We start from the raw sequence: 14,053 nt of genomic DNA, 5'->3' as shown, positions 1-14,053 counted from the left end.
GAGCGCCACCCGATGCGCGGGCGTGGTGCTTGTTGGGCAGCGCTTCATGCCGCGCGAGCCTCCAGGAGGATCTCGATGATCCGGCTCTGCTCCTGAGCGCCAAGCTCCGGATAAATAGGCAGGCAAAGCACCTGGCGAGAAACCCCATGCGCCACGGACACATGCTCCAGGGCCGAGCTGGGCATGCCGCGGTACATGGGGAACTCGGTGATCAGCGGATAGAAATAGCGACGCACCAGGATGTTCTGGGCGCGGTAGCGCTCGTAGAGGTCGTCCCGGCTGATGCCCAGGCGAGCGCCGTCGATCAGGATCGGGCAGTAGGCGTAGTTCCACTCCAGCCCTTCGGGTTGCTCAAGCATGCTGATCCCGTCGACGTCACTCAGGGCTTCGCGGTATCGGTCGAAGATCTGTCGGCGCTTGTCCAGCGCGGTATCGATATGACGAAGCTGCAGTACGCCAAAGGCCGCCTGGACTTCGTTCATCTTGCCGTTGATGCCGGTCGCCATGATCGTCGTCTCGTCGACGAAACCGAAGTTCTTCAAGAAGTCGATCCGCCGCTTGAGCTTTTCGTCCTGGCAGATGATGGCGCCGCCCTCGAAGGTATTGAACACCTTGGTGGCATGGAAGCTGAGGATCGACATATCGCCATTGTCGAGAATGCTTTTTCCATCCTGGCGAACCCCGAAGGCATGGGCTGCGTCATAGATGACTTTGAGGCCATAGGTATCGGCGATTTCCTGAATGGCCTCGACATCGCAGGGAATGCCATAGCAATGCACGGGAAGAATCGCCGTAGTGGCTGGCGTGATCGCCTCGACGATGCGCTGGGGATCCAGATTGTTGGTTCGAGGATCGATGTCCACGAACACGGGCTTGAGGTTGTTCCACAGCAGCGAATGGGCGGTGGCAACGAATGAGTAGGGCGTCGTGATCACTTCGCCGGTCACGCGCAGCGCTTGCAGGGCGGTCACCAGGGCCAGGGTTCCATTGGAGAACAACGAGATGTGCTTGACGCCCAGGTACTCGGCCAGCTCACGCTCCAACTGTTCATGGAACGGCCCGGCATTGGTAAGGCGCTTGCTTTCCCAAATGCTTTCCAAATAAGGAATGAACTCTTCAAGGGGCGGCAGAAGAGGGCTGGTAACGGTGATCGGTTTTGCCATGAGGCGCTGCTCGTATTGTCCGGGTGATCGCCATAGGGGTCAGTGACCTGCTGGCGTATAGATACGCGGTGGTTTCGCCATGAAACCGACGGCTGGCGTTAGCTGAATGTGTGATTAGCAAGAATCTGGCCAATTGATAAAATGCGCTCAGGGCTGTTTCCTGCTCGCGCGCAGTCGTGACTTGGCAGTCGAAACGTGCATCAATAATCTATTGACCTAGCGGGCGGCCACATCGGTAAGGCGTGCAGGGCCTTCAATCAAGGTCGCGGAGCCCGTGAAAATCCGCTCTTTCTATCGGGAAGCCACAATGATTGGCATCAAAAGTATCGCGAGTTACGTCCCTGTCGAAGGTATCGACAACTACGCCCAGGGTGCGAAATTCGGCAAGGATCAGGATTTTATCTTCGGCAAGATCGGTTCGACCTTCCTGCCGCGCAAGGAAGCTGGCCAGGAAACGTCCGACCTTTGCGTCGAGGCGGCCAAGGCGCTGTTCGCTGCCAATCCAGCGCTGGACCCGGCATCCATCGATGCCGTGATCGTCGTGACCCAGAATGGCGACGCCGAGGGCCTGCCACATACGGCGGCCATCGTGCAGCACAAGCTGGGCTTGCCCACTCATATCGCCGCCTTCGATATTTCCCTGGGGTGCTCTGGCTATGTGTATGGCCTGTATGCGATGAAAGGTTTCATGGAGGCTGCCGGCCTGAAGAATGGCCTGCTGATCACCGCTGATCCTTACTCCAAGATTGTCGATCCCGAAGACCGCAATACCACCATGTTGTTCGGCGACGCCGCGACGGCGACCTGGATGGGTGAGGGGGCGGCCTGGCAGCTGGGCAAATCCTTGTTCGGTAGCGATGGCGCCGGTGCTGAGCACTTGCGCACGACCGATGGCAAGTTCTTCATGAATGGCCGTCAGGTCTACAACTTTGCCTTGGTCAAGGTGCCGGCCCACCTGCAGCAGTTGCTCGAGGCCAGCCACTTGCAGCCTGAGGATATCGACCTGTACTGCCTGCATCAGGGCAGCGCGGCGATCGTCGATGCGGTGTCCCTGCGTTTCAACGAAGGTGAGCATCGGGCCAGATTCGTCAAGGACATGGTCGAGACGGGCAATACCGTGTCGTCGAGTATCCCGCTGCTTCTGGAAAAGCACGTGCTCGGCTCGCAGTGCAAGCGCGTTGCCCTCAGTGGTTTTGGTGTTGGTCTGTCCTGGGGGTCGGCGATCATCGAGCGTTGCGACTGACGTCGGCATCGTGCAGTGCAAGGCGCCGCCGCTTTCCAGGCGGCGTTGTTATTTGTGGTGGCCCTGCTGCGGTGTTTTTGTGGCAGGAAGAAAGAGGGCGAAGATCGCCTGTATCTTGGCGTCAACTTATTGATTTCGTTGGGCTGGCAGGGTGCCAGCAATTTTTTTTGAAAAAGACCTAAAGCAACCCACCCTCGCGACGATAACTATTACGAAGGTTCTCTGTGCCACCCCCGGGCGAATTGCCAAGGCCGGAAGCCGTAGTACCCAATCCAACGAGGAATTCGTCATGGCTTTGACTGTAAACACCAACACTACCTCCCTGGGCGTTCAGAAGAACCTGAACCGTGCTTCCGACGCGCTGAGCACTTCGATGACTCGCCTGTCCTCCGGCCTGAAGATCAATAGTGCCAAAGACGACGCTGCCGGTCTGCAGATCGCTACCCGCATGACTTCTCAGATTCGCGGTCAGACCATGGCTATCAAAAACGCCAACGACGGTATCTCCATCGCGCAGACCGCTGAAGGTGCGATGCAAGAGCAGACCAACATGCTGCAGCGCATGCGTGAACTGGCTCTGCAAGCACGAAACGACTCCAACAGCTACCTGGATCGTCAGGCTCTGGACGCTGAATTCCAGCAAATGCTGAGCGAAATCAACCGTGTTTCGGCAAGCACTGAGCTCAACGGCAAGAAGCTGCTCGACGGTAGCTCTGGCGTGATGACCTTCCAGGTTGGTTCCAACATCGGCAGTGACAACCAGATCACTATCTCCCTGAGCGCTGGTATGAGCGTTGCTGCAGGTAGCGCCCTGTCGGCCCTGGTGGGTGCAAACATTTCGGCTCTGTCGACCACTACTTCTGCTGCTTATGAAACTCAGTTCAGCAGCGCTATCACTGCAATCGACAATGCTCTGCAGAACATCAACACCACTCGTGCTGCTCTGGGTGCCGCCCAGAACCGTCTGACCAGCACCATCAACAACCTGCAGAACATCAACGAGAACGCTGAAGCCGCTCGTGGTCGTGTACAGGATACTGACTTTGCTGCTGAAACTGCCCAGCTGACCAAGCAGCAGACTCTGCAGCAAGCTTCGACCTCGGTTCTGGCCCAGGCCAACCAGCTGCCATCCGCGGTACTGAAGCTGCTGGGCTAATCTGTCTGACGGTTGGTGGCGGGGAAGGGCGATTTTGCGCTTCCCCGCTTATGCATTGTGAGGTGGTGAAATGGACATGAGCGTCAAGTTGGGCCTGTCCTATCAGGCCGCACGATCGGCCGAGCAGGTTGCCGAGAAGCCGGTTGTCCAGCCGGTTGATATTTCCGATGAGGGCAATAAAAAAGACGACCCGCTCATGGTGAAGGGGGTCGAGGAAGTTAAAAGTGCCGTAGCGGAAATCGAAAAGTTTTTGAAAGAGACGCGACGTAACCTGGAGTTCTCAACAGATGAGGAGTCAGGCAGGATCGTGGTCAAGGTCATCGCGAGTGATAGTGGGGAGTTGATTCGTCAGATCCCTTCGGAAGAGGCGCTGCGAATCGCCCACAGCTTGAGCGATGTCAAGAGTATTCTGTTCGACGCCAAGGCATGATTGGTGGCGAGCGCCAATGATGTAAATCGTGTTGGTCCTGTGGTAGCGGGATTGGCGCGTTAACGAGAGGGACAACACATGGCAAGCCCGATTACTCCGTCCATTGGCCTTGGGTCCGGTCTCAATATTTCCGAGATCGTCAAGGCGTTGGTAGAGTCCGATACCGCCGCTAAGCAGGCGCAGATCAATCGCCAGACTAGCAATAATAGTGCGATGATTTCGGGGATCGGCGCATTGCGCAGTGCCCTCACGGCGTTTCAGGACGCCATGAAAAAGCTCAACGATAAGAATGCTCCGTCGTTCAACGCCTATGCTGCCAAGTCAGCCAATGAGGCGATCGTCAAGGTTACCTCCAGCAATACTGCGGTGGCGGGGAGCTATGACATCGCGGTCAAGCAGTTGGCGACTAGTTCCAAGGTGGCTAGTCAGCGCTTTGTTGGCGGCGCCGAGAGTGCCATTTCTGATGGTACCCTGACCATTAGTCAGGGGGCCAAGACCTATAACCTCAGCGTGCCCACAGGGGCCACGTTGCAGAGCGTCCGAGATCAGATCAACAAGGAAATGGCCATCAATGGTATTTCCGCGAACATCATTAACGAGGAGGGTGGCTCTCGTCTCGTGCTCAGCTCTACCACTACCGGTGCCAAAACCGATATCAAGTTGGGCGGTATTGCTGAGTTGACTGTCGATGGTACGCTTCCCATGGTAGGCACCGGAGGTGGCTATATCTCCGCACGGCCGCAGGATGCTGAACTGACCATCGATGGTTTGACCGTCAAGAGTTCTACCAATACCGTCAAGAATGCCATCAGTGGTATGACTCTGGAATTGACGGGGGTAAGTGCTTTGGCTGCCGATGGTGTAACCCGATCGCCTACGGCGCTGACTGTCACTGCTGATAATGATGGTCTGAAAAAGTCGGTCCAGGGTTTCGTCGATGCCTACAATACGTTGCAAGGTGCAATCACTTCTCTGACGACGGCGAGTCGTGACAAGAATGACAATCTTCTCCTTGGCCCGCTCACCAATGATCCTACGACGCGCTCTCTGCTCAGTGATATGCGCAAGGTGTTGGCGGAATTGGGCGCGGGTGACAGGCTGACCACGCTGGGCCAACTGGGTATCAATACCCAGAAGGACGGTACCTTGGAGTTCAACGCCATCAAGTTCACCGCGGCAATGAACGACAAGAAGCTCGGCCCAGAACTGCAGGAGTTCTTCACGGGCACCAATGGTGTGTTCGAGCGGATGAACAAGGCGATCGAGCCTTACAACGGTGCTGAGGGTAGCCTGGCCTCACGCAAGTCCAACCTCGACAAGACAGCCAAGAACCTCAGTGATCAGCAGGCGGCGCTGGATCGGCGCACCGTTTCCCTGACCGAATCCCTGACCAAAAAGTATGTCGCCCTGGACACCGCCCTGGGCAAGATGAAAGCCCAGGCCGACCAGATCACCTCGATCTTCGAAGCGATCAACGCCCAGGCCAAGAAGTCCTGACCCTTTTAGGCAGGCATTGAAAAGCCCGGCGGCGTCTTATGGACACCCCGGGCTTTTTGCTTGGTGACTAAAGTTCTTTGACGCCGCGACGATACACAGGTATACGCAACCTTTTTCGCTGCAACGAGGTAGATCCATGAACCCGATGTTGGCCCTTCGGCAATACCAGAAAGTCAATGGTGTGGCGCAGACCTCCGAGGCCAGTCCGCACCGTCTGGTACAAATGCTCATGCAGGGCGGCCTCGACCGTCTCGCCCAGGCCAAGGGCGCCATGGCGCGTAACGACATCCCCCAGCGCGGCATCCTGATTGGCAAGGCCATCGACATCATCGGTGGTCTGCGCGAAGGCCTGGACTTGGAGAACCATGCCGACAGCCTCACCGACCTGGACAACCTGTACAGCTACATGAGCCGTCGCCTGATCGACGCCAACGTGAAGAACGATCCGGCGATCATCGATGAGGTGGCGCGTCTGCTCATCACGGTCAAGGAAGGCTGGGATGCAATCGGTGATCAGCAGCCGACAGACTGATTCGGGAGAGGTGCAATGAGCGAGGTGATCGAGCGTATCGAGCAGACCCGTGAGGCGCTGCTAGCGGCATTGGACAGTCGTGATTGGGATGCGATCGGCGAGCTTGACCTGGAGTGCCGAATTTGCGTCGACGATGTGTTGGCCGAGGCCTCGCTCAACGAAGATGCGGTAAAGGGCAGCCTAGAGCAGTTGCTCGGCGTTTATCGGCAACTTATTGATATTGCAAGCGGTGAGCGTCAATCAATAGTCGACGAGATGACACAGATTCGTCAGGCGAAAAATGCCGCAAAGGTATACCATCTCTTCAGTTGACGCTGGAGGGGTGCAAAAAATCGCGCGCCATTAATTTGACTGTGTGCGTTTTTTTGACTTAACTAGTGACTGTTTTCGCAAAATCAGACGTCCGAGCACTGATCATTCAGTCGGAATGATGTCGAGCACGCCTGCGGGCGTCGAAATGACTAGGGAAGTTGCTAACGCATGTGGCGTGAAACCAAGATCCTCCTGATCGATGACGACAGCGAACGCCGCCGCGATCTGGCGGTGGTCCTGAATTTTCTAGGCGAAGAAAACCTTTCCTGCTCCAGCCATGATTGGCAGCAGGTGGTGGCTTCTTTGTCGTCGAGTCGCGATGTGCTGTGCGTACTGATCGGGACCGTGAATGCTCCGGCGGGTGTCCTTGGGCTGCTTAAGACAGTGGCTGCGTGGGATGAGTTCCTTCCGGTTCTACTTTTAGGTGAAATTTCTTCCGCGGACTTCCCGGAAGACCTGCGCCGCCGTGTCCTGTTCAACCTCGAGATGCCGCCGAGCTACAGCCAGTTGCTCGATTCGTTGCACCGTGCTCAGGTCTACCGTGAGATGTACGACCAGGCCCGTGAGCGCGGCCGCCAGCGCGAACCCAATCTGTTCCGCAGCCTGGTCGGCACCAGCCGGGCCATCCAGCATGTGCGCCAGATGATGCAGCAAGTGGCCGATACCGATGCCAGCGTGCTGATTCTCGGTGAGTCCGGCACCGGCAAGGAGGTGGTGGCGCGCAACCTGCACTACCACTCCAAGCGCCGCGAAGCACCATTTGTGCCGGTCAACTGCGGGGCGATTCCAGCCGAGTTGCTTGAGAGCGAGCTGTTCGGGCATGAGAAGGGCGCATTCACTGGGGCCATCACCAGCCGTGCCGGGCGTTTCGAGCTGGCCAATGGCAGGACCTTGTTCCTCGACGAGATCGGCGATATGCCGCTGCCGATGCAGGTCAAGCTGCTGCGCGTGCTGCAGGAGCGCACCTTCGAGCGGGTCGGTAGCAACAAGACCCAGAGCATCGACGTACGCATCATTGCCGCGACCCACAAGAACCTCGAGACCATGATCGAGGAAGGGACCTTCCGCGAAGACCTGTACTACCGCCTGAATGTCTTCCCCATCGAGATGGCGCCGCTGCGTGAGCGAGTCGAGGATATTCCGCTGTTGATGAACGAGCTGATCTCGCGCATGGAGCACGAGAAGCGCGGCTCGATCCGCTTCAATTCGGCCTCGATCATGTCCTTGTGCCGCCACGGCTGGCCGGGGAACGTCCGTGAGCTGGCGAATCTGGTCGAGCGCATGGCGATCATGCATCCGTACGGGGTGATCGGGGTTTCCGAGCTGCCGAAGAAATTCCGTTACGTCGATGACGAAGATGAGCAGATGGTCGACAGCCTGCGCAGCGACCTGGAAGAGCGCGCGGCTATCAACGGCCATGCGCCAAGCTTCTCCAGTAGCGCGATGCTCCCGCCGGAGGGCCTGGACCTGAAGGATTACCTGGGCAATCTCGAGCAAGGCTTGATTCAGCAAGCGTTGGACGACGCCAACGGTATCGTCGCGCGAGCCGCAGAGCGCTTGCGTATCCGCCGCACCACGCTGGTGGAGAAGATGCGCAAGTACGGCATGAGCCGTCGAGAAGGTGACGACCAGGCAGAGGGTTGACGCATTCTCCTCTCGATAAATGGGGCTGCTTTGCAGCCCTTTGCGAAGGCGAGCCCGCGCAGCCGGGTGGTGCAATGCCGCCTTGCGATGAAGGCCACGGCATTTCCCTATACTCGGCACGGCTATTGCTACACCGCTGACAACACACCGGTTTTATGACGGTCAGCCACGCGAGAGAGCATGATGCCCCAGGTCGCCCACATCTCCCGAACCCCCGACGCGCCCGGCCGCACCTCGGTCGAGCAGGAAAGCCGTCAGGGCCTGGAGCAAGCGTTCGCCCTGTTCAATCAGGTTTCCGATCAGCTCAGTGAGTCCTACAGCCTGCTCGAGGCGCGGGTCAGCCAGCTCAAGGGTGAACTGGCTGTGGTCAGCGCCCAGCGCATGGCTGAGCTGGATGAAAAGGAGCGCCTGGCCAATCGTTTGCAGAACCTGCTCGACCTGCTGCCCGGCGGGGTGATCGTTATCGACGATCAGGGGTATGTGCGCGAGGCTAACCCGGCGGCGTGCGAGTTGCTGGGTGAGCCACTGGTCGGTGAACTCTGGCGCCAGGTGATCGCCCGCAGCTTCGCTCCGCGCAAGGATGACGGCCATGAAATTTCATTGCGTGACGGCCGGCGGCTGTCCATAGCCACGCGCTCGCTCGATGCTGAGCCCGGGCAGTTGGTGCTGCTCAATGACCTGACCGAGACGCGCCGCCTGCAAGACCAACTGGCCCGCCACGAGCGTTTGTCCTCGCTGGGGCGCATGGTTGCTTCACTCGCCCATCAGATCCGTACGCCATTGTCGGCGGCGATGCTCTATGCCGGCCATTTGGCCGACGCAGACAAAGAATTGCCCAAGGAAACCCGTCAGCGCTTTGCCGGCAGCCTCAAGGAGCGCCTGCATGAGCTGGAGCATCAGGTCCGCGACATGCTGGTGTTCGCCCGCGGCGAGCTGCCGCTGGGCGACCGCATGAGTCCCAAGGCCTTGTTCCAGGCGTTGCAGCAGGCGGCCCAAACCCATGTCCAAGGCCATAACGTGCGCTGGCAATGCGACAGTCATCTCGGTGAGCTGCTGTGCAATCGCGACACCTTGGTGGGCGCCTTGCTCAATTTGATCGAAAACGCTTTGCAGGCCAGCAGCGGGCCGGCGCGCCTGAAGGTGCACCTGTACTGTCGCGATCAGGCCCTGCACTTGTGTATCAGCGATGCGGGCTGTGGCATCGAAGCTGAGCTGTTGGCGCGCCTGGGCGAGCCCTTCCTGACCACCAAGTCCACCGGCACCGGCTTGGGGCTGGCGGTGGTCAAGGCCGTCGTGCGGGCGCACCAGGGCAGTCTGCGGCTGCGCTCGAAGGTCGGCCGAGGAACGTGTGTGAGCGTGGTGCTGCCGCTGATCGGCGGGCCGGCGATGGGGGAGGTGTGATGACGATCAAGGTGTTGCTGGTCGAGGACGATCGTGTCCTGCGCCAGGCCTTGGGCGATACCCTGGAGATCGGCGGTTTCGCCTATCGGGCGGTGGGCAGTGGCGAGGAGGCGCTCGAGGCAGTGGCTGGCGAGTCCTTCAGTCTGGTGGTCAGCGATGTGAACATGCCGGGCATGGATGGGCATCAGTTGCTGGCTCAGTTGCGTAGCCAGCATCCGCAATTGCCGGTGTTGCTGATGACTGCCCACGCCGCGGTGGAGCGTGCCGTGCAGGCCATGCGCCAGGGCGCTGTCGATTACCTGGTCAAGCCGTTTGAGCCCAAGGCGCTGCTGAGCCTGGTGGAGCGTCATGCCGCCGGGCGCGTGGGCGGTGCCGATGAAGAGGGCCCGGTCGCCTGCGAGCTTGCCAGCCGGCAATTGCTGGAGCTGGCCGCGCGCGTGGCGCGCAGTGATTCGACTGTGCTGATTTCCGGTGAGTCCGGGACCGGCAAGGAAGTGCTGGCGCGCTACATTCATCAGCAATCGCCGCGCGCGGCGCAGCCTTTCGTGGCGATCAATTGCGCGGCCATTCCTGACAACATGCTTGAAGCCACGTTGTTCGGCCATGAGAAAGGCGCCTTCACGGGTGCCATTGCCGCCCAGGCCGGCAAGTTCGAGCAGGCCGATGGCGGCACTTTATTGCTCGACGAGATTTCCGAAATGCCCCTTGGCTTGCAGGCCAAGCTTCTGCGCGTGTTGCAGGAGCGTGAGGTGGAGCGGGTGGGTGGGCGCAAGCCGATTGCCCTGGACATCCGCGTGCTGGCGACCACCAACCGAGACTTGGCCGAGGAAGTCGCCGCCGGGCGATTCCGTGAGGACCTCTACTATCGGCTGTCGGTGTTCCCGCTCGCCTGGCGCCCGCTGCGCGAGCGCAGCGCCGATATTCTGCCGCTGGCCGAGCGCCTGCTGGCGCGCCATGTGGCCAAGATGAAGCATGCCCCGGTGCGGCTGTCCGCCGAGGCGCGAGCCTGCCTGCAAGGGCATCCGTGGCCGGGTAACGTGCGCGAGCTGGACAATGCCTTGCAGCGCGCCTTGATCCTGCAGCAGGGCGGAGTGATCGAGGCGGCGGATTTCTGTCTGGCCGGTGCCATTGCGTTGTCGGTACCGGCGGTGGCCGTAAGCGAGGTGGCTGCCGAATCCGGCGGGCTGGGCGACGACATGCGTCGCCATGAGTTCCAGATGATTATCGACACCCTGCGCGCCGAGCGTGGCCGCCGCAAGGAGGCTGCCGAGCGCTTGGGTATCAGCCCGCGAACACTGCGCTACAAACTGGCGCAGATGCGTGATGCGGGGTTCGACGTCGAAGCCAGCCTGTACGGCTGAAACCAGTTTTAAAGGCCGCAAGCAGGGCTGGCACTCTTGTTGCTAGTTCCAGCCCATTCGCTGCATGAGCGTCAAAAAAATGCGGCCGCCGGAGAGAAGAAGTCCATGACCCAAGGTGTTGAATTCAATCGTCTGATGCTGGACATGCGGGCGATGCAGGCCGAAGCCATGTCCCAGACCAAGGTCGCTGCCGCGACTGAACTGGCCCCTGGCCAGAGCAGCTTCGCCGACATGCTCGGCCAGGCCATCGGCAAGGTCAATGAGGTACAGCAGGCCTCGACCCAGCTGTCCAACGCCTTCGAGATCGGCAAGAGCGGTGTCGACCTGACCGATGTGATGATTGCTTCGCAAAAGGCCTCTGTGTCGTTCCAGGCCCTGACCCAAGTACGTAACAAACTGGTCCAGGCGTACCAGGACATCATGCAGATGCCGGTTTGAGGACAGAGTGAGCCATGGCTGAAGCAGTCGTCGACAATCCCCCCGCCAAGAGTGGTCCGCCAGCGCCCAAGCCGCCGCTGTTCGGCATGTCGTTCCTGGAAAATATCTCGCAGATGCCCATGCTGCGTCAGGTCGGCCTGTTGGTCGGACTGGCCGCGAGTGTGGCGATCGGCTTTGCCGTGGTGCTTTGGTCGCAGCAACCGGACTACCGGCCGCTGTACGGCAGCCTGGCGGGCCTGGATGCCAAGCAGGTCATGGACACCCTGGCCTCCGCGGACATCGGCTACCGCGTGGAACCCAACTCCGGCGCCTTGCTGGTCAAGGCCGACGATCTCTCCCGTGCCCGCCTGAAGCTGGCTGCTGCCGGCGTGGCGCCAAGCGACGGCAACATCGGCTTCGAGATTCTCGATAAAGAGCAGGGCCTGGGTACCAGCCAGTTCATGGAGGCCACACGCTACCGTCGGGGCCTGGAAGGCGAACTGGCGCGCACCGTGTCGAGCCTGAACAACGTCAAGGCCGCCCGCGTTCACTTGGCCATTCCCAAGAGCTCGGTGTTCGTGCGCGACGAGCGCAAGCCCAGCGCCTCGGTACTGGTCGAGCTGTATCCGGGGCGTGCCCTGGAGGCTGGGCAGGTCATGGCCATCGTCAACCTGGTGGCCACCAGCGTGCCGGAACTGGACAAATCCCAGGTGACCGTGGTCGACCAGAAGGGCAACCTGCTCTCCGACCAGTTGCAGGACACCGCCTTGACCATGGCCGGCAAGCAGTTCGACTACAGCCGCCGCATGGAAGGCCTGCTGACCCAGCGTGTGCACAACATCCTGCAGCCGGTGCTGGGCAACGACCGCTACAAGGCTGAGGTGTCCGCCGACGTCGACTTCAGCGCGGTCGAATCCACCTCCGAGCAGTTCAACCCTGATCAGCCTGCGCTTCGCAGCGAGCAGTCGGTCAATGAGCAGCGCTCCAGCAGCCAGCCCCCGCAAGGCGTGCCCGGTGCCCTGAGCAACCAGCCGCCGGCCGGTGCTTCCGCGCCTGAAAATGCCACCGCCTCGGCGCCACCTGCCGGTGCGATCCAGCCAGGGCAGCCACTGGTCGATGCCAATGGCCAGCAGATCATGGATCCGGCCACTGGCCAGCCGATGCTGGCACCATACCCGGCCGACAAGCGTCAACAGACCACCAAGAACTTCGAGCTCGATCGCTCCATCAGCCACACCCGTCAGCAGCAGGGCCGCCTGACCCGCCTGTCGGTGGCCGTGGTAGTGGACGACCAGGTCAAGGTCGACGCCGCCACCGGCGAAGCCACCCGCGCGCCATGGGGCGCCGAGGACCTGGCGCGCTTCACTCGCCTGGTCCAGGACGCGGTGGGCTTCGACGCCAGCCGTGGCGACAGCGTGACCGTGGTCAACGTGCCGTTCTCCGCTGACCGTGGCACGGAATTGGAGGACATTCCGTTCTACTCGCAACCTTGGTTCTGGGACATCGTCAAGCAAGTGCTGGGTGTCGTGTTCATCCTGGTGCTGGTATTCGGTGTGCTGCGTCCGGTGCTCAACAACATCACAGGTGGCGGCAAGCAGGCTGCCACCGACAGCGACATGGAGCTGGGCGGGATGATCGGTCTGGATGGCGAGCTGGCCAACGACCGCGTCACCCTGGGTGGCCCGCAAAGCATTCTGTTGCCGAGCCCGAGTGAGGGCTACGAAGCACAGTTGAACGCAATCAAAGGCCTGGTGGCCGAAGACCCGGGCCGCGTGGCCCAGGTCGTGAAAGAGTGGATCAACGCCGATGAGTGACAACCGAGCCGTTACCGCCAAGCTGAGCCGCGTCGACAAGGCGGCGATCCTACTGCTTTCCCTGGGCGAGACTGACGCCGCCCAGGTCCTGCGACACATGGGGCCCAAGGAAGTGCAGCGGGTCGGTGTGGCCATGGCGCAGATGGGCAACGTCCATCGCGAACAGGTCGAGCAGGTGATGAGCGAGTTCGTCGAAATCGTCGGCGACCAGACCAGCCTGGGCGTGGGCTCTGACGGCTATATCCGCAAGATGCTCAACCAGGCCCTGGGCGAGGACAAGGCCAACGGCCTGATCGACCGCATCCTGCTGGGCGGCAACACCAGTGGTCTGGACAGTCTCAAGTGGATGGAGCCGCGTGCCGTGGCCGATGTCATCCGCTACGAACACCCGCAGATTCAGGCGATCGTGGTGGCTTACCTGGACCCGGATCAAGCCGGTGAGGTGCTGAGCAACTTTGACCACAAGGTGCGCCTGGACATCATCCTGCGCGTCTCGTCGCTCAATACCGTGCAACCGGCGGCACTCAAGGAGCTGAACCAGATCCTCGAGAAGCAGTTCTCCGGCAACTCCAATGCCGCGCGCACCACCCTGGGCGGTATCAAGCGCGCCGCGGACATCATGAACTTCCTCGACAGTTCGGTCGAAGGCCAGCTGATGGACGCGATCCGCGACATCGACGGCGACTTGTCCGAGCAGATCGAAGACTTGATGTTCGTCTTCAACAACCTGGCCGATGTCGACGATCGCGGCATTCAGGCGCTGCTGCGCGAGGTGTCCTCCGACGTGTTGGTCGTCTCGCTCAAGGGCGCCGACGAGAAGGTCAAGGACAAGATCTTCCGCAACATGTCCAAGCGTGCCTCGGAGCTGCTGCGCGACGACCTGGAGGCCAAGGGGCCTGTGCGGGTCAGCGACGTGGAGACGGCGCAGAAGGAAATCCTCACCATCGCACGACGCATGGCCGAGGCCGGCGAGATCGTGCTTGGCGGCAAAGGCGCCGAGGAAATGATTTAAGCCGTTTGCTGATACTGGCGCATCCTCTGTGGGAGCGGGTTTACCCGCGAAGGCGCCAGGCCGGGCAACGA

General features: G+C 60.5%; 13 protein-coding genes. 12 read left to right on the top strand and 1 reads right to left on the bottom strand.

Annotation, left to right across the window (positions count from 1 at the left end; genetic code table 11):
* Positions 1-44: 44 nt before the first annotated feature.
* The gene (locus ABOA88_RS21760; RefSeq protein WP_367851241.1) at positions 45-1,163 is read right to left on the bottom strand and encodes a DegT/DnrJ/EryC1/StrS family aminotransferase; all 1,119 of its coding nucleotides are present in this window, start codon (positions 1,161-1,163) and stop codon (positions 45-47) included.
* Positions 1,164-1,470: 307 nt separating this feature from the next.
* Between ABOA88_RS21760 and ABOA88_RS21755 the strand changes: the two genes are divergently transcribed.
* The 12 genes from ABOA88_RS21755 (at position 1,471) to fliG (ending at position 13,982) form a co-directional block, all read left to right on the top strand.
* Positions 1,471-2,406, top strand: a complete 936-nt coding sequence (locus ABOA88_RS21755) for a ketoacyl-ACP synthase III (RefSeq protein WP_367851242.1) — start codon at positions 1,471-1,473, stop codon at positions 2,404-2,406.
* A 289-nt stretch (positions 2,407-2,695) separates the two neighbouring features.
* Positions 2,696-3,562: a flagellin domain-containing protein gene (locus ABOA88_RS21750; RefSeq protein ID WP_367851243.1), complete on the top strand. Its 867-nt coding sequence runs from the start codon at positions 2,696-2,698 to the stop codon at positions 3,560-3,562.
* A gap of 70 nt (positions 3,563-3,632) precedes the next feature.
* Positions 3,633-3,992 carry a flagellar protein FlaG gene (locus ABOA88_RS21745; RefSeq protein ID WP_367851244.1) on the top strand — a complete coding sequence of 120 codons (360 nt, stop codon included), beginning with the start codon at positions 3,633-3,635 and terminating at the stop codon, positions 3,990-3,992.
* A 78-nt stretch (positions 3,993-4,070) separates the two neighbouring features.
* A complete protein-coding gene (gene fliD / locus ABOA88_RS21740; RefSeq protein WP_367851245.1) occupies positions 4,071-5,489 on the top strand; it encodes a flagellar filament capping protein FliD in 1,419 nt (472 codons plus the stop codon).
* A 136-nt stretch (positions 5,490-5,625) separates the two neighbouring features.
* Entirely contained in the window at positions 5,626-6,021 is a 396-nt protein-coding gene (fliS, locus tag ABOA88_RS21735; RefSeq protein WP_367851246.1) for a flagellar export chaperone FliS, read from the top strand.
* A 15-nt stretch (positions 6,022-6,036) separates the two neighbouring features.
* Entirely contained in the window at positions 6,037-6,333 is a 297-nt protein-coding gene (locus tag ABOA88_RS21730; protein WP_043210877.1) for a flagellar protein FliT, read from the top strand.
* 168 nt (positions 6,334-6,501) lie between these two features.
* Positions 6,502-7,977 carry a transcriptional regulator FleQ gene (fleQ, locus tag ABOA88_RS21725; protein WP_367851247.1) on the top strand — a complete coding sequence of 492 codons (1,476 nt, stop codon included), beginning with the start codon at positions 6,502-6,504 and terminating at the stop codon, positions 7,975-7,977.
* 183 nt (positions 7,978-8,160) lie between these two features.
* Positions 8,161-9,378 carry a sensor histidine kinase gene (locus tag ABOA88_RS21720; RefSeq protein ID WP_367851320.1) on the top strand — a complete coding sequence of 406 codons (1,218 nt, stop codon included), beginning with the start codon at positions 8,161-8,163 and terminating at the stop codon, positions 9,376-9,378.
* Positions 9,378-10,739, top strand: coding sequence for a sigma-54-dependent transcriptional regulator (locus tag ABOA88_RS21715; protein ID WP_367851248.1), 1,362 nt, complete (start codon positions 9,378-9,380; stop codon positions 10,737-10,739). The genes ABOA88_RS21720 and ABOA88_RS21715 overlap by 1 nt, the downstream gene beginning before the upstream one ends.
* 105 nt (positions 10,740-10,844) lie before the next feature.
* Complete coding sequence (gene fliE / locus ABOA88_RS21710; RefSeq protein ID WP_196168971.1) at positions 10,845-11,177, top strand: flagellar hook-basal body complex protein FliE; 333 nt, start codon at positions 10,845-10,847, stop codon at positions 11,175-11,177.
* Between the two features lie 14 nt (positions 11,178-11,191).
* Positions 11,192-12,970: a flagellar basal-body MS-ring/collar protein FliF gene (gene fliF, locus ABOA88_RS21705; RefSeq protein ID WP_367851249.1), complete on the top strand. Its 1,779-nt coding sequence runs from the start codon at positions 11,192-11,194 to the stop codon at positions 12,968-12,970.
* Positions 12,963-13,982, top strand: coding sequence for a flagellar motor switch protein FliG (gene fliG, locus ABOA88_RS21700; RefSeq protein ID WP_043212764.1), 1,020 nt, complete (start codon positions 12,963-12,965; stop codon positions 13,980-13,982). The genes fliF and fliG overlap by 8 nt, the downstream gene beginning before the upstream one ends.
* Positions 13,983-14,053 lie beyond the last annotated feature (71 nt).

The sequence above is a fragment of the Pseudomonas sp. PKS genome, from assembly GCF_051913525.1.
GTDB classification, from domain to species: domain Bacteria; phylum Pseudomonadota; class Gammaproteobacteria; order Pseudomonadales; family Pseudomonadaceae; genus Aquipseudomonas; species Aquipseudomonas guariconensis_D.
Note: the sequence above shows the minus strand (reverse complement) of the source record. Positions and strands in the feature narration are given on the sequence as shown.

Bases quoted from the DNA above. Each gene is read 5' to 3' on its own strand.
- fliD (WP_367851245.1), top strand. From the start codon at position 4,071: ATGGCAAGCCCGATTACTCCGTCCATTGGCCTTGGGTCCGGTCTCAAT.
- ABOA88_RS21730 (WP_043210877.1), top strand. From the start codon at position 6,037: ATGAGCGAGGTGATCGAGCGTATCGAGCAGACCCGTGAGGCGCTGCTA.
- fliF (WP_367851249.1), top strand. From the start codon at position 11,192: ATGGCTGAAGCAGTCGTCGACAATCCCCCCGCCAAGAGTGGTCCGCCA.
- fliE (WP_196168971.1), top strand. From the start codon at position 10,845: ATGACCCAAGGTGTTGAATTCAATCGTCTGATGCTGGACATGCGGGCG.
- ABOA88_RS21745 (WP_367851244.1), top strand. From the start codon at position 3,633: ATGGACATGAGCGTCAAGTTGGGCCTGTCCTATCAGGCCGCACGATCG.
- fleQ (WP_367851247.1), top strand. From the start codon at position 6,502: ATGTGGCGTGAAACCAAGATCCTCCTGATCGATGACGACAGCGAACGC.
- fliG (WP_043212764.1), top strand. From the start codon at position 12,963: ATGAGTGACAACCGAGCCGTTACCGCCAAGCTGAGCCGCGTCGACAAG.
- ABOA88_RS21755 (WP_367851242.1), top strand. From the start codon at position 1,471: ATGATTGGCATCAAAAGTATCGCGAGTTACGTCCCTGTCGAAGGTATC.
- ABOA88_RS21750 (WP_367851243.1), top strand. From the start codon at position 2,696: ATGGCTTTGACTGTAAACACCAACACTACCTCCCTGGGCGTTCAGAAG.
- ABOA88_RS21715 (WP_367851248.1), top strand. From the start codon at position 9,378: ATGACGATCAAGGTGTTGCTGGTCGAGGACGATCGTGTCCTGCGCCAG.
- ABOA88_RS21720 (WP_367851320.1), top strand. From the start codon at position 8,161: ATGCCCCAGGTCGCCCACATCTCCCGAACCCCCGACGCGCCCGGCCGC.
- fliS (WP_367851246.1), top strand. From the start codon at position 5,626: ATGAACCCGATGTTGGCCCTTCGGCAATACCAGAAAGTCAATGGTGTG.
- ABOA88_RS21760 (WP_367851241.1), bottom strand. From the start codon at position 1,163: ATGGCAAAACCGATCACCGTTACCAGCCCTCTTCTGCCGCCCCTTGAA.